Genomic DNA, 16,893 nt, shown 5'->3' with positions numbered 1-16,893 from the left:
GCTACTCCTCCCCCTTTCCAACAACCACGTCATTCCCGATGACCGCGGTGTCCCTGGTCTGATCGACGCTTCCGAGCACGACGTCCTCCTCGACGACGGAGTTCTCGCCCAGGATGGCGCGGACCACGTGGGCCCCGGCCTTCACGCTGGCGCCGGGAAGGAGGACGGAGTCCTCGACGATGGCGCGCTCGCCCACGAAGCTGTCCGTCGAGAGGATCGAGTGGGCCGCCTTGCCGTAGATGCGGCTGCCGTTGCCCACCAGGCAGTCGTCGATGGAGCCGTTGGCACCCACGTACGCGGGCGGCCTGGTCGAGGCGTTGCTCATGATAGGGGCCTTGACGTCGAACAGGTCAAAGTCGGGGTTGGCGCCCAGGAGGTCCATGCTCGTCTCGTGGTAGCTCGAGATGGTGCCCACGTCACGCCAGAAGCCGTTGTACTCGTAGGTGTAGAGGCGCTTGCCGTCGGCCAGCAGCTTCGGGATGATGTCGTTCCCGAAGTCGTGCTCGGAGGTGCTGTCCACCGCGTCGGCGGTCAGGGTGTCCACCAGCAGCCTGGCGTTGAAGATATAGATGCCCATCGAGGCGAGGTTGCTGTCGGGCTTGTTGGGCTTCTCGGTGAACTTGACGATGCGCTCGTCCTCGTCCTGGGTGATGATGCCGAAGCGGGAGGCCTCCTCCCAGGGCACGGGCATGACGGCTACGGTGAGGTCCGCCTCGTGGCGCTTGTGGTTCTCGAGCATGGCCTGGTAGTCCATGCTGTAGAGCTGGTCGCCCGAGAGGATGAGCACGTACTCGGGGTCGTTCTGCTCGATGAACCCGATGTTCTGGGTCACGGCGTCGGCCGTGCCGGCATACCAGGCTCCGCCGGTCTGGGTCGCGTAGGGGGGCAAGATGGACACGCCACCGTCGCTCTCGTCCAGGTTCCAGGCGCCGCCGGTGCCCAGGTAGGAGTGGAGCAGGTAGGGCCTGTACTGCGTGAGCACGCCGACCGTGTCAATCCCCGAGTTCGCGCAGTTTGACAGCGCGAAGTCGATGATGCGGTACTTGCCTCCAAACGAGACCGCGGGCTTGGCCACGTCCTTGGTGAGGACGCCGAGCCTACTGCCCTGTCCGCCGGCAAGAAGCATCGCTATGCATTCCTTCTTGCTCATGAAGCTCCCCTTTCGTTTCTGCGCTGCTGATTTACCCACCAATATGCCAAATGTCCTTGGCGTATTCCCCAATGGTTCGGTCGCTGGAGAAATAACCCGAGCGAGCAGTGTTCAGGACGGCCGCGTGGTTCCACACGACCCGGTCGGCGTAGCGGGAGGTGAGCTCCTCCCAGGCGCTGACGTAGGAGTAGAAGTCCTTCAGCACGAGGTCGTGGTCGTTGTTGACCATGAGCTCGTCGCGGACGCTCTCGAAGTTACCCGAGAGGTGCGCGAGGGTGCCGTCGGTCAGCTCGTCCACGATGCGGCCCAGGCGCTGGCGGTCGGCGTTGTAGAGGTCCCACGCCCAGTACTGGCCGCCGGCGCGGAGCTCGTCGACCTCCTCGGTGCGCAGGCCGAAGATCTTGATGTGGTCCTCGCCCACGAGCTTGCAGATCTCTACGTTGGCGCCGTCGTAGGTGCCCAGGGTGATGGCGCCGTTCATCATCAGCTTCATGTTGGAGGTGCCGGAAGCCTCCGAGCCCGCCCAGCTGATCTGCTCGGAGATCTCGGCCGCGGGGTAGATGAGCTGCGCACTCGAGACCGCGAAGTTGGGGACGAAGGCGACGCGGATCTTGTCGTTGACGCGGGCGTCGCCGTTGATCGCCTCGGCGACCGAGTTGATCAGGCGGATGACCTCCTTGGCGAAGGTGTAGCTCTGCGCCGCCTTGCCAGAGAAGATGAAGGCCGTGGGCGTGGGGTCGAAGCTGGGGTCGCTCAGGATTCGGTTGTAGATGTCCATGATCTTGAAGACGTTGAGCAGCTGGCGCTTGTAGGCGTGGAAGCGCTTGACCTGCACGTCGAAGACCATAGAGGTGTCCAGCACCACGCCGGTCGTGCGCTTGACGTAGTCGGCCAGGCGCTGCTTGTCCCACCTCTTCGCCTTCTCGAACTCCTCCAGGAAGGAGGGGTCGTCGGCGTAGGGCTCGAGCTTGGACAGCTGGTTGGCGTCGCTCAGCCAGCCGTCGCCTATGGCGTTGCAGACGAGCTTCGCGTAGGGCGGGTTGGCATTGCCCAGGAAGCGGCGATGGCTGATGCCGTTTGTCTTGTTGTTGAACTTCTCGGGCGTGAGCTCGTAGAAGCCGTGCAGGGTCGTCGCCTCGAGGATGCCCGTGTGCAGGGCGGACACGCCGTTGACCGAGTGCGAGAAGATGACCGAGAGGTTGGCCATGCGAACCTGGCCGTCCCACAGAATGGCCGTCTGGTGCAGAATCTCCTGCCAGTTGGCGCGGTCGTGGGGGAAGTCCTCGCGGTAGCGGCGGTCAATCTCCTCGATGAACATGTAGGTGCGCGGAAGCAGCGAGCGGAAGGTGTTGATGGGCCACTTCTCGAGCGCCTCGGGCATGACCGTGTGGTTGGTGTAGCTGATGGTCTCGCGGGCGATCTTGAAGGCGAGGTCGAAGTCGACGCCCTTGTCGTCCACCAGGATGCGCATGAGCTCGGGGCCGCACATCGCGGGGTGCGTGTCGTTGGTGTGGACCGAGACGTGCTTGCCCAGGTTCTCCCAGTCGGGACCGTGCTTCTTCTCGTAGCTGCGCAGGATGGTCTGGAGCCCGGCGCTGACGAAGAGGTGCTCCTGCTTGAGGCGCAGGATGCGCCCGTGCTCGCCGGAGTCGTTGGGATACAGGATCTGCGAGATCGCCTCGACGTCGGAGCGGAACTTCATCGCCTTGGCGTAGTCTCCCGCGTTGAAGGCGTCGAGGTCGAAGTCCTCCTCTGCGGGCTCCGCGCTCCAGAGGCGCAGGTTGTTCACGGTCTTCCCGCCGTAGCCCACGATGGGCACGTCATAGGGGACCGCCTTCACCAGGTCGCCGCCCTCCTGGGTGAACCAGAAGCGGCCGTTCTCCTCGTGGCGCACGACGTGCCCGCCAAACTGCACGACAACGGCGCTCTCGTTCTTGCGGGTCTCCCAGGGGAAGCCATGCTCCAGCCAGTTGTCCATCTTCTCGACCTGGCGGCCGCCCTCGATCTCCTGGCGGAAGAGGCCGTAACGGTAGCGCATGCCGTTGCCGTTGCCGTTGATGCCCAGCGCGGCCATGGAGTCGAGGAAGCAGGCGGCGAGTCGGCCGAGGCCGCCGTTGCCGAGGCCCGGGTCGGCCTCCTGCTCGACCATCGTGTCGAGCGAGATCCCCAGCTCGGCGCAGCCCTCCTTGACGATGTCGCGGATGCCCAGGTTGAGCAGGTAGTTGTCGAGCAGGGGCCCGAGCAGGAACTCGAGCGAGAAGTAGTACACCTCGCGGCCGTCGCGCTCCTGGCCCGCGTCGAGGTTCCTGGTCTTGTTGGCGATGAGGGAGCCGAGCACGTAGTAGCGCTCCTGGTCGCTCATGTCCTCGAACTTCTTGCTGAAGCTGCTCTCGCAGGCCTCGCGATACTTGCTCACGAAGTCGGCCTTGTCCTTGAAGATCCTCTTGATGCTGTCTGCCATGTCCATCCTCTGTACGGGTTCGTCGCGGCGGGACCCTAGCCCGCGCGCCTGGCTCGCTCCCTACGCTACGCCTTCTTGGAGGCTGCCCTCCGCGGGGCCTTCTTTGCCGCAGGCTTGGCCTTCGTCGCGGGCTTCTCCTTGGCTGCGGGCTTGGCCTTCGTCGCGGGCTCCTTCTTTGTTGCCGCCGGCTTCGACTTCGCGGCCGGGGCCTCCCTCTTTGCGGCGGCCGCCGCAGCTGCCTTGGGGGCCTCGGCCTTCTCCGCCGCCTTCATGGCGGGCTTGGCGCTCGCCTCGGACTTGACGGCGGCCTTCTTCGCCTTGGCGGGCAGGGGCCCGTCGTAGCGCAGCACCAGGCCTGCCAGCGGCGGAAGCCTGAGCTCGATGGACTGGTCGCGCATGTTCCAGGGCTCGTCCTCGCTCTCGAAGCGCACTCCCTCGTTGGTCACGCCGGAGCCGCCGAAGGCCTGCGCGTCGGAGTTGAACGCCTCCACCCAGTAGCCCGGCTTGGGGAGGCCAACCCTGAACTGCTCGCGAGTGTTGACGTCGAAGTTGATGAGGACCACCAGGTCGTCCTTCGGGTCCTTGCCATGACGGACGAACGAGATGACCGACTGGTCGCTGTTGTCGGCGTCAATCCACTCGAAGCCCTGCGCGTCGTAGGCGTGCTCCCAGAGCGCGGGCTGCTCGCCGTAGAAGCGGTTGAGCGCCGAGATGTAGTACTGCTGGTGCGCATGGCTCTCGTACTGGTCAGCCAGGAAGTACTGGATGCCCTCGTAGTAGCGCCACTCGATGAACTGGGCTATCTCGTTGCCCATGAAGTTGAGCTTGCCGCCCGCATGGGTCATCTGGTAGAAGGCCAGGGCGCGCATGCCGGCGAACTGGCGCCAGTAGTCACCGGGCTGACGGGTGATGAGCGAGCACTTGCCGTGCACGACCTCGTCGTGGCTCAGGGGCAGCACGAAGTTCTCGTTGAACTGGTACATGGTCGAAAAGGTCAGCAGCCTGTGGTTGCCCGGCCGGAAGGGGAAATCGGTCTGGCAGTAGTGCAGGGTGTCGTTCATCCAGCCCATGTCCCACTTGAAGTGGAAGCCCAGCCCACCGTCGGATGAGGGATAGGTGACCAGGGGCCAGGCGGTTGACTCCTCGGCGATCATCATGACGTCCGGGTGGTACTTGCCCACCGTGTCGTTGCAGTCCTGGATGAACTGGATGGAGGCGAGGTCCTCCTCGGTGCCCTTCTCGTTGAACTTCTTCTGGCGCGGGTCGTCGATGCCGAAGTTGAGGTAGAGCATGCTGGTGACGCCATCCATGCGCACGCCGTCGGCGTGGTACTCGCCCACCCAGTAGAGCAGGTTGGACACGAGGAAGGTCTTCACCTCCCCGCGCGCCAGGTCGAACTTGAAGGTGCCCCAGTTGGGATGCTCCTCCTTCTCGTACAGCTTGTCGCCGTTGAAGTGGACCAGGCCGTGCTCGTCACGGCAGAAGCCGCCCGGCACCCAGTCGAGGATGACGCCGATGCCGGCCTGGTGGCAGGCGTCGACGAAGTGCTTGAACTGGCGGGGGTTGCCATAGCGCGAGGTGGGCGCGTAATAGCCCGTCACCTGGTAGCCCCAGGACCCGTCGAAGGGATGCTCCATGACGGGTAGGACCTCGATGTGCGAGTAGCCCATCTTGCTCACGTACTCGACCAGCTCGTCAGAGAGCTCGTCGTAGCTCAGGTACGAGCCGCTGTGCTCGTCCGAGTCGGGGTCGCCGTTGCCGGCCAGCCCGTCGTCATGGCGCTTCCAGCTGCCAAGGTGGACCTCGAAGATGTTGAGGGGGGAGCCCAGCATGTCGCGCTTGGCACGCCCCGCCATGTAGGCGTCGTCAGACCACTCGTAGCCCGAGATGTCGGCCAGGCGAGAGGCGGTCCCCGGGGGGCACTCGGCATGGAAGGCGTAGGGGTCCGCCTTGTAGAGCAGGTCGCCCCTCTTCGTCCTCACGAGGTACTTGTAGAGCTGGCCCTCCTCGGCACCGGGGACGAACCCCTGCCACACGCCGCCGCTGGCAGTCTCTTCCAGGGGGTTCGCGTCGGGTTCCCAGCCGTTGAACTCTCCGATGACGCTCACGCCCAGCACGTCGGGAGCCCAGACGGCAAAGTGGAAGCCACGCCTTCCGTCCTCGGTGCATGGGTGCGCGCCCATCTTCTCGTAGCTGCGATACCAGTGGCCCTCAGCCAACATGTAGAGGTCGTCTTTGCTAATGGTCAGGTCAGGAGTGCGGACGTTCATATCTTCCTCCAGCTTCTTCAGCCTGTGCCGCGCCTTGCGGGGGGGCAGTACCGAGAAATCTTCACAAGACGCCTATATATTCTAGGCCATAGGTCGGCCTACGACCCATGGCCGCTTTGCCAAATCTGCAAGCGTGGCCAGTATTTTCGGGCTGATGGATGTCGGGACGGTCCGCCCGCGACCTCGCCGCCGCTCGGAGCCCGCGTCGGATGGAGACCTCGCAGCATGCGGCCCCGCACCTCTCGCCTAGAATGCTCGAAGGGAGAGGAAAGGAGAGGAACATGCCTCGTGAGTCGAAGCGCGCGAAGCGCGAGCGTGGCGTCGAGGTCTGCCGCCGCATGGGAGAGCTGTATCCCGACGTGGAGAGCGCCCTGAGCTTCGACGGACCCTTCACGCTCGTTATCTGCGTGCTGCTCTCAGCCCAGACGACGGACGTCGCCGTGAACAAGGTGACGCCCGAGCTCTTCCGCCGCTGGCCGACCCCCCAGGCCATGGCGGCGGCGGAGGTCCTCGAGGTGGAGGACGTGATTCACTCCCTGGGCTTCTACCACACCAAGGCCCGCCACTGCGTGGAGTGCGCCCAGGCAATCATCGCCAGCTTCGGCGGCGAGGTGCCAGGCACGATGGAGGAGCTCGTGACGCTCCCCGGCGTGGGGCGCAAGACGGCCAACATCGTGCTCAACAAGGCCTTCGGCGTGGTGGACGGCATCGCCGTGGACACCCACGTGTACCGCATCGCCTCCCGGCTCAGGCTGGTCGACGCGCCGACCCCCGCACAGGCCGAGCCGCAGCTGCTCGACGTGCTGCCCCGCGAACTCTGGGGGCCCGTCAACGAGCAGTGGATCCACTTCGGACGCGAGACCTGCACCTCGCAGCGCCCCAAGTGCGACGCCTGCGCCCTGGTCGACCTCTGCCCTAGCGCCTTCAAGGCAAACGGCAAGCCCAACGCCAGGCCACGCCGTCGGAGTAGCTAGCATCAGCCATAGGGAGGGAGACGCCATGGCGGAGGAGCCAAGGGGCACTTCTGCAGTTGTGGGGACATCCGCTGCCCCCACAACCCCAACAATCCCAAGAACCTCGCTCGCGGCCTTGGCTGCGATGCCTGCATCAGGAAGAACCTGGCACTGGGCGAGGTTCCCACCTGCATCTTCAAGAACCTGGGCTCGATTGAGGGCGGGGACGACTTCTCCGTCGAGGGCTTCGCGCGCTTCGTGGCGGGACATCCACGGAGCCCCGAGGAGCGCGAGCGCTGCGCGAGGGTGGCGGCGGAGTTCGAGACCGCGCACGCGGAGGGCTAGGCGCGCAGGCGCAGCCCTTCAAGATAAGACGTCCGCATGCGCCAAAGGACTCCCGGGCCGGCGGGTCGCTGCCGGTCCGAGGGCCTCGAATCATCTCGTGAGACGCCCCTCTCGCCCAGAGGGAGGCCTTATGCCGCAGCGAGCGCTTGGTCGAGGTCTGCGATGATGTCGTCCACGTTCTCGATGCCCACCGAGAGGCGGACGAGGTCCTCCGAGAGGTGCGCCGCCTTCAGCTGCTCGGCGCTGAGCTGCGAATGGGTGGTCGACGCGGGATGGATGATCAGCGACTTGGCGTCGCCCACGTTGGCGAGGTGCGTGAACAGCCTCACGTTGTCCACCACCCTTAGCCCCGCCTCGCGGCCGCCCTTGACACCGAAGACCAGCGCACCGCCAAAGCCGCCGTGCAGCAGGCGCGAGGCCGTCTCGTGGCTGGGGTCGCCCTCGAGACCCGAATAACGCACCCAAGAGACCTTGGGGTGCCCCTCCAAGAAGCGCGCCACCGCGAGGGCGTTCTGGCTGTGGCGCTCGACGCGCAGGGAGAGCGTCTCGATGCCAATGCCGATGAGCTGCGCCGCGTAGGGCGAGAGGGTCGGCCCGAAGTCTCGCAGCTTGTTGGCCAGCACACGGGTCGAGAAGGGGGCGGCAGGGGCGGCGTCCGCGAAGACCACGCCATGGTAGGAGGGATCGGGGTCGGTAAGCGTGGCAAACTTGTGCGGTGTCGAGCTCCAGTCGAAGCGTCCCGTATCCACGACCGCACCGCCCAGCGTCGCGCCGTGACCGCCGATCCACTTGGTGAGCGACTCGATCACCACCGCGGCACCGTCCTCTGCAGACCGGTAGAGATAGGGGGTCGCGAAGGTGTTGTCCACGAAGACCGGTAGGGGCTCGGACAGCGAGGAGGCCGCATCGACGAGAGCGGGAGAGAAGAGGGAGTCGCACGACCTGCGGGAAATCGACGGCCAGAATCGTCGCGGAAGCACGGAGGCTCCGCCCTCGCCCCCAGGGCCGGGGAGTCTCGAAGCGCGCGGGCATGGGACGCGGAGGCTTTTCCACATGACGCCCACGCCCTCGGCGCAGCCACCTACAAGGAAAGGGCCCGTCCCCCGATGGGAGACGGGCCCTTTGAAAGCTGTCGCGACACGATGCCGACGAGGCCGCGTCCTTAGTAGTTGACGGACTGCTCCTCGAAGTAGCTCTGCGGGTGGTTGCAGACGGGGCAGACCTTGGGTGCGGTGGCGCCGACGTGCAGGTGGCCGCAGTTCAGGCACTTCCAGACCTTGACGCCCGGACGGTCGAAGACCTCGCCCTTCTCGACGCGCTCGACGAGCTTGTTGTAGCGCTCCTCATGGGCCTTCTCGACGGCGCCGACCATCTTGAACTTGGCGGCGATCTCCTTGAAGCCCTCCTCCTCGGCGGTCTTCGCGAAGCCCTCGTACATGTCGGTCCACTCGTAGTTCTCGCCGGCGGCGGCATCCTTGAGGTTGGTCACGGTGTCGGGGACGTCCCCCTCGTGGAGGTACTTGAACCAGAGCTTGGCATGCTCCTTCTCGTTGCCGGAGGTCTCGGTGAAGATGTTCGAGATCTGGACGTAGCCCTCCTTCTTGGCCTTGCTGGCGTAGTACTCGTACTTGGTGTGAGCCTGGCTCTCGCCGGCAAACGCACTCTCGAGGTTCTTCTTGGTCTGCGAGCTCTCGAAGTCAACTGCCATGTGAACTCCTCTCCGAAGATGCGTGCGGGCCCCTCCCGCACGACGTCTCAAAGCAGCCGCGATAGGCGACTGCTTTGATGGTAGCACTCAGACGTGCCAAATGTCCCCTGAACTATGGCAAAAGCCCTCTCGCTCGAGCTCTTCGAGGAGCTCGAGCACCTCGCCTTGGGCCAGCTCGGCCCTGCCGGCCTCCGACTCGACGCGGCTCAGCTCTTCGGCCAGCACCCCGCATCCAACTCCGACCGCATGGTCGTCGGCATGAGCCAGCAGGATGCGCACGAGCTCGGCGCGCTTCTGGCGGTGCGATCCCTCGAATCTGGACTGCCGCACGTGAGCCGCCGACCGACGCGAGGGGTTGGGAAGGACCCGCTTGAGATGGGCACCGTAGTCCAGGAGGGCGTAGTACCAGCTGCGTGGCGAGTCGTCGGGAAGCGAGGCGTCCGGGGGGCAGCACGCCTCCACCAATGGGACGAGGTCCCGGTCTCGCACCCCCACCTCCTCTGCGAGGAGCTCGTGCAGGAAGACCGAGCGCACGTTGGTCTCGAGGTAGACGCCTGGCAGGTCGAAGGCGAAGGCCCTGATGCCCGCCGCGGTCGCCGGACCTATGCCAGGCAGCGCCACGAGCTCCGCGTACGAGCGCGGCATCTCTCCACCGGCGTCGCTCACGGCCTGAGCGGCACGCCAGAGCGAGAGAGCGCGCCGATTGTAGCCCATGCCCTGCCACTCCTCCAGCACGTCGACCGAGCTTGAGGCAGCAAGCGCGTCGGGGGTCGGGAAGCGCTCGCACCAGCGCTGCCAGCGACCGTCCACGCGGCTCACCTGCGTCTGCTGGAGCATGACCTCAGAGACCCAGATCTGGTAGGGGTCGCGGGTGCGACGCCAGGGCAGGTCGCGGTACAGCTCGGCCCCCCTCGCCCTGACCCGCTCCCTGAACGAGGCGAGCCCGTCACCGAGCTCGCCCTCCCACTCCAGGCGGGCGGCGCTACTCGTCATCGGAAGCCAGGACCCTGGGACCCACGACCTCGAAGCCCTGGCCCCCCGCCAGCACGGGGTGCTTGTGCTCGGCGACGACCTCATAGAGGGTCACCGAGGAGAAGTAGTCGCGCAGGATGCGCTCCGCCTCGCACCAGATCGGGTTGAAGTGGCAGGACGGCATGAAGGGGCAGGGTCCGCCGTCGTCCCCGTTGGTGTCGCAGCTCGAGACCTGGATCGGCCCCTGGATGGCCTCAACCACCGTGCGCACCGTGGTCGCCTTGGGATCGACCGCGAGGCGCATGCCCCCATGCGAGCCACGCGTGCTGTCTATAATCCCGGCACGCACGAGGTCGTGCTGGATCGAGCGGGCGAACGAGTAGGGCACGTTGTTGTTCTCGGCCGCGACCCGAACCGAGACGATGTCGCCATCCGCGCGCACCAGCTCGGAGAGCATGCGCAGCGCGTAATCGGTCTTCCGTGAAATATCCACCTGTGTACCTCCCCTGCGAGCCTCGCGGCGTCCCCATCGCGCGCGGCCTACTTCCAGTCGAGCACCTCCCAGTCGCGGCGCTTGGCCGCGTGCTTCAGCGTCTTGCCCGGGCTCACCGCGTAGGGCTTCTGAGAGGCGGAAAGCAGGTCCTCGTCGGAGTGGTGGTCCCCGTACGCATAGGCGATGACCCACCTGCCCGGCCCCACGTGCTCGTCTGCCCAGCGCTCCACGGCGCGGGTCTTCTCGGGCCCCGCTATGACAGGGCCCGCGACCTGGCCCGTATAACGACCTTGGGCATCCACCTGCATGTCCGTGGCGACGAGGCCATCGACGCCCAGGTGGTCCGCCGCCTCGCGGGCGATGTCCAGGAAGGTGGCCGAGACGAGCAACGTGACGCAGCCCTCGTCCTTGCACTTCCGCACCTCGGCCATGGCTGCGGGACGGTAGCGCGGCAGCAGGACCTCGTCGTGGAAGGAGCGCATCAGGGCAGATATCTCCTCAGGACTCCGCTCGTTGAGGGCGTCGAAGATGACCTCCCGGGCCTCCTCCTGGCGCTGCGGGAGATGGAGCACGTAGCGTGCCCCCCACCAGCCCAGGCGCAGGGCCTGCGAGATCGAGAGGTAGCCACGGGCGAAGAGGTAGCGCGAGAAGAGCGAGCCCGACTGCCCGCTGATCGAGGTACCGTCGAAGTCGAAGACGGCCAGCCTCACCAACTCGTCGTCCTGTCGCCTTTCACCTGCAGCCACCAGAGCCAGCCCCCAATAGACGGTCAGGGGCCCGTCGGCCCCGGCACCAAAGCCCTCTAATTGTATGACATAAGTGCCAATTTTTGTCCCCCGCCCCACGGCTGCGGGACGAGGCGAGAGGGACGGTGGGTCCGACGGTCCGTGGCCCCGTGCGCATGGCCACGGACCGCGCAGCCGGGGCCAGCCCTTGCCGCCCTTCTCCCATAAGAAAAAAGCCCCGGAGACCGGGGCTTGAAGTCGCAAATGGCGGGATATGCGGGACTTGAACCCGCGACCTCCGACGTGACAGGCCGGCGCTCTAACCAGCTGAGCTAATACCCCGTTCACCAGGTGCGGGAGCTATTCTACACAGAAGCGCTTCGCCTTGTCCAGTGGCCCTGTGAAAAAAGTTCCCTCCACCATTCATGCACAAGCCTTACCTGTTTTGGCGCCTCCTTCGGGGCATCACCGACATGCGCCCGCATCGGCGTTCGGTGCACTAGCCCAGGGGGACGACCACCAGCCTGCCGTCACTCGTGTGGAGCCTCAGGCTGCTCCCCTGGAGCTCCACCGACTCTATGGATCCCTCGCCCCTCACCGCGTTGCCGTCGGCATCGGTCACCTGGGTCTCGACCGATCCGCCCCCAATCTGGTAGGCAAGGAGGTCCCAGCTGCCGTCGAGGTTCTCGGGCACGATCAGGGCGCCGTTGTAGAGGACCAGCTGGACAGGTACCCCGTCGAGCTCGAAGTAGACCGTCTGGGAGCTCCCGCCCTCAGGCCAGCTCACCAGCGCGTACTTGCCGCTGCTCTGCTTGCGCAGGGCAAAGGTCGTCCCGCGGTTGGTGATCGTCCCGTCCGCCTGGGTCTGGCCCTGCGCCTGCTCCTGCCGCGTCGCCGCGCTCCTGGAGGACGAGAGGGCCCTCCAGAAGAGGAAGCCGCCCAGGGCGAGCACCACGGCGACGGCCACCCCGAGGCCCACGAAGAGCTTGCGGCTGGTCTTGTAGCGTGCCTCTCGCCTTTGGACCGAGGGCTTGTGTGAGCCCTGCAGGCGCATCTCGTCGCCCAGGCCTATGCGCGTCCACGACGAGGTGGAATCTGCCGAGATCTTGGAGACGTTCTGCCTCGTCTCGACCGTCGCCCCCTGCCCAGCGGATATGCGCTGGAAGGAGCCCGTCTGGGCGGGGTCCACGCCAATGGGGCGCGGGGCGTCCTGCTCGGCGCTGGCGGAGTCGGGCTCCAGCTCATAGCCGTCGCGGGGGACGTAGCGACGCGCTGCGGGCTGGGCGTTGCCGGCAGAGTGCTTACCGTGACGGGGGGCGGCCCCGCTCGTGTGTTGTGACATGACAGACCTCCTCGCTCTGGCGTGCATCGTAGCGCACCGGTGCCGCAAGTTGTCGCTACAGCACCCGGCGGGCCTCAATGGCCCGCCCAAGGGTCACCTCGTCGGCGTATTCGAGGTCGCCGCCCACGGGCAGGCCGCTCGCGAGGCGCGAGACCTCGACCCCCAGCGGGCGTATGACGCGCGAGAGGTAGGTGGCGGTCGTCTCGCCCTCCACGTCCGGGTTGGTGGCCAGGATCACCTCGCTGACGGAGTCGTCGGCTAGGCGCTGGAGGAGCTCCTTCACGTGCAGCTGGTCCGGGCCGACCTTGTCCATGGGAGAGATGACACCCCCCAGCACGTGGTAGAGGCCATGGTAGACGCCGGTCTTCTCGATGGCGGTGACGTCGCGGGGCTCGCTCACCACGCAGATGCTCGCGCGGTCGCGCGAGCCGTCGGAGCAGACGTCACAGGTGTCGCGCGTCGCGTAGCTGAAGCAGATGGGGCAGAAGTGGACCTGGTGCTTGACCTGCACGATCGCGTCGGAGAGGCGTCGTGCCGTCTCCGCGTCGGACTCGAGCAGGTAGTAGGCGATGCGCTGGGCCGACTTGGGACCGATGCCCGGAAGCCGTCCCAGCTCGTCGAGGAGCCTCTGGAGGGCCCGGCCGTCGTTTGCCTCTCTCGGCATGCCTAGAACAGCCCTGGGATGCTCATGCCGCCCGTCACGCCCGAGAGCTGCTGGTTCGCTGCGGACTGCGCGGCAGAGAGGCACTCGTTCACGGCCGCGACGATGCTGTCCTGCAGCATCTCGACGTCCTCGGGGTCCATTGCCTCGGGGTCGATGGTGATGGAGTCGATGTGCATGTCGGCGGTTCCGCTGACCTTGACCATGCCGCCGCCCGCAGAGGCGGACACCTGGATGTCGCCCAGGCGGTCCTGTGCCTTGGCGAGCTCCTGCTGCATCTTCTGGGCCTGCTTCATCATCTGCTGCATGTTCACGGGACGTATCCTTTCATGGGCGCGCCGGGGCGCGGTCCGTTCGTGGTCGTGCCGCGGCGCTCGGGCCGCCCTCACATGGTAGCCGCGTCGGGCGGGGGCTCCCCTGGGCAGGGGGCGAATCCCCAACTACTCCGCCGCTCCCCCAGAGCCGTCGGGACGCTCGACGCGAGCCGAGACGCCGTCGCCGAAGACGTCGGTGAGCATGTCCAGGATGTCTTTCTGCTCGGGGGTGAACATCTCCCTGGGCTCCCTGGGGGCGGTCCCCGCAGCCGGCTTGGGCTTGGGCGCCGCTGCGGGAGCCGGGCTTGGGGCTGGCTCCCGCCTGGGCGCTGGCTTCGGCTGGCTGGACCCGGGGGCACCCGCCTGACCGGCGGTCTGCGCGGGCGCCACGGCCGACGGGGAAACCACGGGTCCCGTCTGGGAGACTGGCCCCTGGGGCGGCAGGGGTGCGGACGAAGCGGCCGCCGGGGCCTGGTCGGCGTCCTCTCCATACGCGAAGGCGGACGCATCGTCGTAGGGTACGGCCTCGTCTTCCCAGGGGGCCGCATAGCTCGGCCGTGCGGGCCGGGAGGGCGCCGCCGGGGCGGGAATCGCGGACGCCGAGGTCAGCTGCATGGCTTGAGCGCTGGGTGCGGCAGGCGCCGGCACCGGCGTGGGAGACGGCGCCTGAGCACGCACGGGAGCCGGCGCTGCGGCGGGAGGCTCGGCGCGGAGCTTGCGCGCTATGTCCGCACCAACCAGGCTGGACTCGGCAAAGACGAGCCTCCTGTGCCCAAAGACCTCCTCCACGGCAGTCCCGACCACCGAGCGGACGTCGTCGCGCTCGAGCATCTTGACCGAGAATCCGGAGCCCTTGGGCAGGTTGACCTGAAGGACCTCGCCGTCGTCCTTGAGGGCGGAGGACTGCAGGAGCAGGGAGCCGCGCGGGGGGTCGGAGGCGAGAAGGCCGTCGCACACCTGCTGCCAACGGCGCTGGAGCTCTCCCCCATCCGTGACCGCGGGGAAGGCGTGCGCCACAAGTCCCACGGTCGACGAGCTGGGCCGAGTGGGGGTAGCGGCCTGCGTCGGCCGCGCGGGGATGGGCTCCGGGTTCGTCGGTGCCGCCTGAACGGAGGCCGGCGCTGCCGCAGGCTTCGGCCTGGACGACACGTTTGGCTGGGCCGGGGCAGGGACGGCGGCCGACGCCGGCTGTGCCGCGGGCGATGGGGCGGATGCGGGAAGCTTCGTAATCCCGGGCTGGGCGGGAGCCGCCTGCACTGGCTGCGCGGGTCTCTCGCCCGTGGGAACGGACGACCGGACGGGGGCCACCGGCGTCGTCGGCACGGGCCTCTCGCCTGTCGGCGCAGGCACCTGGACGGGGGCCACCGGCACGGGGGCGGCCACGGCACCCGCCGTCAGCTCCGCCACCCGCCGCTCGAGCTCGGCCATGCGGTCCGCGAGCGCGTCCAGCGTGAGGTCGGACTTGGGCCGCGCGATCCGGGTGAGCGCCACCTCGAGTACGAGCCTCTGGTTGGTGGCGGTCCTCATCTCCCTCGAGGCGTCCCCCATGATGCCGAGCGCGCGCGACAGTCGGTCCGGCGACCCGAAGGCAGCCGCCTCCTCGTCCAGAGCGCGCAGCTCGTCCTCCGACAGGTCGACGACTCCGAGCCTCGCCCCGACGGCAGCGACCACATAGCAGTCGCGCAGTCGCGCGGCCAGCTCGCGGGAGAACTGCAGCAGGTCTCGCCCGGCGTCAACCAGAGTCGCCACCTCGCCAAAGAGCGCGGCGACGTCACGCCTTGCCAATGCGAGCGAGGTCTGCGCGAGCTGCGCACCCGACACCTCGCCCAGGAGGTCGCGCGCCGCCTCGGCCGAGACCTGTCCCCCGCCGAAGACCGAGAGCTGCTCCAGGGTGGAGAGCGCGTCTCGCATGCCCCCACGGGCGTGACGGACGACCAGCTCGAGGGCAGCCGGGTCGTAGCCAAAGCCCTCCTGCTGGCACACCTTCTGGAGCTGGTGCAGGATGTCCTCGTGGGCGATGGCATGGAAGTCGAAGCGCTGGACGCGGCTCAGGATGGTGGCGGGAATCTTCTGCGGGTCGGTGGTGCAGAGCACGAAGACCACGTGGCTGGGGGGCTCCTCGAGGGTCTTGAGCAGCGCGTTGAACGCCGCCGTCGTGAGCATGTGGACCTCGTCGATGATGTAGAGCTTGTAGCGGCCACGGACCGGCGCGTAGCCGACGCTGTTGATGATCTCCTCGCGCACGTTGTCGACACCGGTGCGTGAGGCCGCGTCGAGCTCGTAGACGTCGGGATGCTCCCCGGCCGCGATGAGCCTGCACTGCTCGCAGCTACCATCGGGCAGCTGGCCTGCGCCCCTCTCGCACATGAGCGCCTTGGCGAGCAGGCGGGCCATGGTGGTCTTGCCCGTCCCGCGCGGGCCGCAGAAGAGGTAGGCGTGGCTCTGTCTGCCCTCGAGCACCGCGCGCTCCAGGGTGCCCACCACATGCTGCTGCCCCACCACGTCCGCAAAGGTCTGCGGGCGATACTTTCTATACAGGGATTCCATCTGACCTCCGCGCCTCTTGTCCGAGCCACAAGTATAGCCGCGCGGGGGCACGGTCATGTATGCCCCGGCCCGCGCGGGCGCCCCCGACTGCAGCGGCCCGCATTGAAGGCCCCGGAGCGGCGCGGGCGGTCCACGACTTGCGCCCCCTCCCGCGTTCTCTATGCCTCCTCCTGACGTTCTCTATGCCTTCTCATGAAACTGCTGTCGTTCTCTATGCCGATTGCTGAAACGCACGCCGTTCTCTATGCCTTCTCCTGAGCTCGACCAAAATCTACCTGGGCTTTTGTCGAACGGCTTCAGGAAAATGCATAGAGAACGCAGGGGCGAGAGGAGCGCGATGACTTGGGTGCTGCGCAAGAGGACATGCGGTGACCCACCTCGCGGCCGGCGCGATTCGGGGCACAGCCCCGTGGCGCGAGCGACACAGGCCCCCACCTCGCGGCCGGCGCGACACAGGCCCCTACCTCGCGGCCGGCGCGATCCAGAACTTGAGCAGGGGGAAGCTCACCACCACGGCAAGGAGCGTGTTCACCACCGACGCCACCGTTGCCGCAAGCCCGCTGGACAGACCCAGCGAATTGACGCAGAAGTCCTGCACGTAGCCCGGAAGCACGAGGTTCACGACCACGATCAGCACGGCCAGCACGGCGTACTTGGGACCAGACTGTGCGAAGTCCGCGTCAGACCTGAAGACCAACCTCATCTGGACGAAGAAGTTCACCACCTGGGCGGCCACCTCGGCGACCAGGAAGGTGACAAAGGCGCCAAGTCCGCCGCCCGAAGACGGGTAGTTGAAGATGAGGAAGTGGAACTCGGTCGTGAGGCCAGCGAACACCGCTGTCCCCACCCAGGTGCAGGCGAAGCGCGTGGCCGTGGAGATATTGGACAGCAGGTTGAACAGGATGAACTGCCAGAGGCCCTCGTTCTTCCTCGTCCATTCCCCGAAGCCCAT

14 protein-coding genes, 1 tRNA gene and 1 pseudogene are annotated in these 16,893 nt (G+C 66.9%); 2 read left to right on the top strand and 14 right to left on the bottom strand.

Going from position 1 to position 16,893, the window contains the following annotated elements:
• Position 1: 1 nt before the first annotated feature.
• The 3 genes from HMPREF1008_RS02920 to glgB all read right to left on the bottom strand — a co-directional run bounded on the left by HMPREF1008_RS02920 (position 2) and on the right by glgB (position 5,881).
• Positions 2 to 1,150 carry a glucose-1-phosphate adenylyltransferase gene (locus HMPREF1008_RS02920; protein ID WP_009278348.1) on the bottom strand — a complete coding sequence of 383 codons (1,149 nt, stop codon included), beginning with the start codon at positions 1,148 to 1,150 and terminating at the stop codon, positions 2 to 4.
• 31 nt (positions 1,151 to 1,181) lie between these two features.
• Positions 1,182 to 3,611: a glycogen/starch/alpha-glucan phosphorylase gene (locus HMPREF1008_RS02915; protein ID WP_009278347.1), complete on the bottom strand. Its 2,430-nt coding sequence runs from the start codon at positions 3,609 to 3,611 to the stop codon at positions 1,182 to 1,184.
• Positions 3,612 to 3,676: 65 nt separating this feature from the next.
• Positions 3,677 to 5,881, bottom strand: a complete 2,205-nt coding sequence (glgB, locus tag HMPREF1008_RS02910) for a 1,4-alpha-glucan branching protein GlgB (RefSeq protein ID WP_009278346.1) — start codon at positions 5,879 to 5,881, stop codon at positions 3,677 to 3,679.
• Between the two features lie 281 nt (positions 5,882 to 6,162).
• On the opposite strand from glgB, the gene nth reads away from it, so the two are divergent.
• Together nth and HMPREF1008_RS11045 are read left to right on the top strand one after the other, a co-directional pair.
• Positions 6,163 to 6,855, top strand: a complete 693-nt coding sequence (nth, locus tag HMPREF1008_RS02905) for an endonuclease III (protein WP_009278345.1) — start codon at positions 6,163 to 6,165, stop codon at positions 6,853 to 6,855.
• 51 nt (positions 6,856 to 6,906) lie between these two features.
• Positions 6,907 to 7,179: pseudogene (locus HMPREF1008_RS11045) on the top strand (DUF6485 family protein); the annotation flags it as partial.
• Between the two features lie 128 nt (positions 7,180 to 7,307).
• Here HMPREF1008_RS11045 and HMPREF1008_RS02900 read toward each other — a convergent pair.
• The 11 genes from HMPREF1008_RS02900 to HMPREF1008_RS02850 all read right to left on the bottom strand — a co-directional run bounded on the left by HMPREF1008_RS02900 (position 7,308) and on the right by HMPREF1008_RS02850 (position 16,893).
• Positions 7,308 to 8,048 (bottom strand): PLP-dependent transferase, encoded by a 741-nt coding sequence (locus HMPREF1008_RS02900; protein WP_232202820.1) that lies wholly within the window; start codon positions 8,046 to 8,048, stop codon positions 7,308 to 7,310.
• Positions 8,049 to 8,341: 293 nt separating this feature from the next.
• Positions 8,342 to 8,887: a rubrerythrin gene (gene rbr / locus HMPREF1008_RS02895; protein WP_009278343.1), complete on the bottom strand. Its 546-nt coding sequence runs from the start codon at positions 8,885 to 8,887 to the stop codon at positions 8,342 to 8,344.
• 87 nt (positions 8,888 to 8,974) lie between these two features.
• Positions 8,975 to 9,880 (bottom strand): adenine glycosylase, encoded by a 906-nt coding sequence (locus HMPREF1008_RS02890; protein WP_009278342.1) that lies wholly within the window; start codon positions 9,878 to 9,880, stop codon positions 8,975 to 8,977.
• A complete protein-coding gene (locus tag HMPREF1008_RS02885) occupies positions 9,870 to 10,352 on the bottom strand; it encodes an Rrf2 family transcriptional regulator (RefSeq protein WP_009278341.1) in 483 nt (160 codons plus the stop codon). Before HMPREF1008_RS02885 ends, HMPREF1008_RS02890 begins: the two co-directional genes overlap by 11 nt.
• 47 nt (positions 10,353 to 10,399) lie before the next feature.
• On the bottom strand, positions 10,400 to 11,098 hold the full coding sequence (locus tag HMPREF1008_RS02880; protein ID WP_159430813.1) for an HAD family phosphatase: 699 nt from the start codon (positions 11,096 to 11,098) through the stop codon (positions 10,400 to 10,402).
• 244 nt (positions 11,099 to 11,342) lie between these two features.
• Positions 11,343 to 11,419: transfer RNA gene (locus tag HMPREF1008_RS02875), tRNA-Asp, on the bottom strand.
• 157 nt (positions 11,420 to 11,576) lie between these two features.
• Entirely contained in the window at positions 11,577 to 12,419 is an 843-nt protein-coding gene (locus HMPREF1008_RS09795) for a hypothetical protein (RefSeq protein ID WP_009278339.1), read from the bottom strand.
• Positions 12,420 to 12,474: 55 nt separating this feature from the next.
• Entirely contained in the window at positions 12,475 to 13,083 is a 609-nt protein-coding gene (gene recR / locus HMPREF1008_RS02865; RefSeq protein ID WP_009278338.1) for a recombination mediator RecR, read from the bottom strand.
• Between the two features lie 2 nt (positions 13,084 to 13,085).
• Positions 13,086 to 13,394: a YbaB/EbfC family nucleoid-associated protein gene (locus tag HMPREF1008_RS02860; RefSeq protein ID WP_009278337.1), complete on the bottom strand. Its 309-nt coding sequence runs from the start codon at positions 13,392 to 13,394 to the stop codon at positions 13,086 to 13,088.
• Between the two features lie 126 nt (positions 13,395 to 13,520).
• Positions 13,521 to 15,941: a DNA polymerase III subunit gamma/tau gene (dnaX, locus tag HMPREF1008_RS02855; RefSeq protein ID WP_009278336.1), complete on the bottom strand. Its 2,421-nt coding sequence runs from the start codon at positions 15,939 to 15,941 to the stop codon at positions 13,521 to 13,523.
• A 460-nt stretch (positions 15,942 to 16,401) separates the two neighbouring features.
• Positions 16,402 to 16,893: a GtrA family protein gene (locus HMPREF1008_RS02850; protein ID WP_009278335.1), complete on the bottom strand. Its 492-nt coding sequence runs from the start codon at positions 16,891 to 16,893 to the stop codon at positions 16,402 to 16,404.

Origin of the sequence: Olsenella sp. oral taxon 809 str. F0356 (assembly GCF_000233535.1) — a bacterium.
Lineage (GTDB): Bacteria > Actinomycetota > Coriobacteriia > Coriobacteriales > Atopobiaceae > Olsenella_I > Olsenella_I phocaeensis.
Note: the sequence above shows the minus strand (reverse complement) of the source record. Positions and strands in the feature narration are given on the sequence as shown.

What these genes read in the sequence shown, in the direction of transcription:
- HMPREF1008_RS02920 (WP_009278348.1), bottom strand. Translation starts at nt 1,150, where the DNA reads ATGAGCAAGAAGGAATGCATAGCGATGCTTCTTGCCGGCGGACAGGGC.
- HMPREF1008_RS02915 (WP_009278347.1), bottom strand. Translation starts at nt 3,611, where the DNA reads ATGGCAGACAGCATCAAGAGGATCTTCAAGGACAAGGCCGACTTCGTG.
- glgB (WP_009278346.1), bottom strand. Translation starts at nt 5,881, where the DNA reads ATGAACGTCCGCACTCCTGACCTGACCATTAGCAAAGACGACCTCTAC.
- nth (WP_009278345.1), top strand. Translation starts at nt 6,163, where the DNA reads ATGCCTCGTGAGTCGAAGCGCGCGAAGCGCGAGCGTGGCGTCGAGGTC.
- rbr (WP_009278343.1), bottom strand. Translation starts at nt 8,887, where the DNA reads ATGGCAGTTGACTTCGAGAGCTCGCAGACCAAGAAGAACCTCGAGAGT.
- HMPREF1008_RS02890 (WP_009278342.1), bottom strand. Translation starts at nt 9,880, where the DNA reads ATGACGAGTAGCGCCGCCCGCCTGGAGTGGGAGGGCGAGCTCGGTGAC.
- HMPREF1008_RS09795 (WP_009278339.1), bottom strand. Translation starts at nt 12,419, where the DNA reads ATGTCACAACACACGAGCGGGGCCGCCCCCCGTCACGGTAAGCACTCT.
- recR (WP_009278338.1), bottom strand. Translation starts at nt 13,083, where the DNA reads ATGCCGAGAGAGGCAAACGACGGCCGGGCCCTCCAGAGGCTCCTCGAC.
- dnaX (WP_009278336.1), bottom strand. Translation starts at nt 15,941, where the DNA reads ATGGAATCCCTGTATAGAAAGTATCGCCCGCAGACCTTTGCGGACGTG.
- HMPREF1008_RS02850 (WP_009278335.1), bottom strand. Translation starts at nt 16,893, where the DNA reads ATGGGCTTCGGGGAATGGACGAGGAAGAACGAGGGCCTCTGGCAGTTC.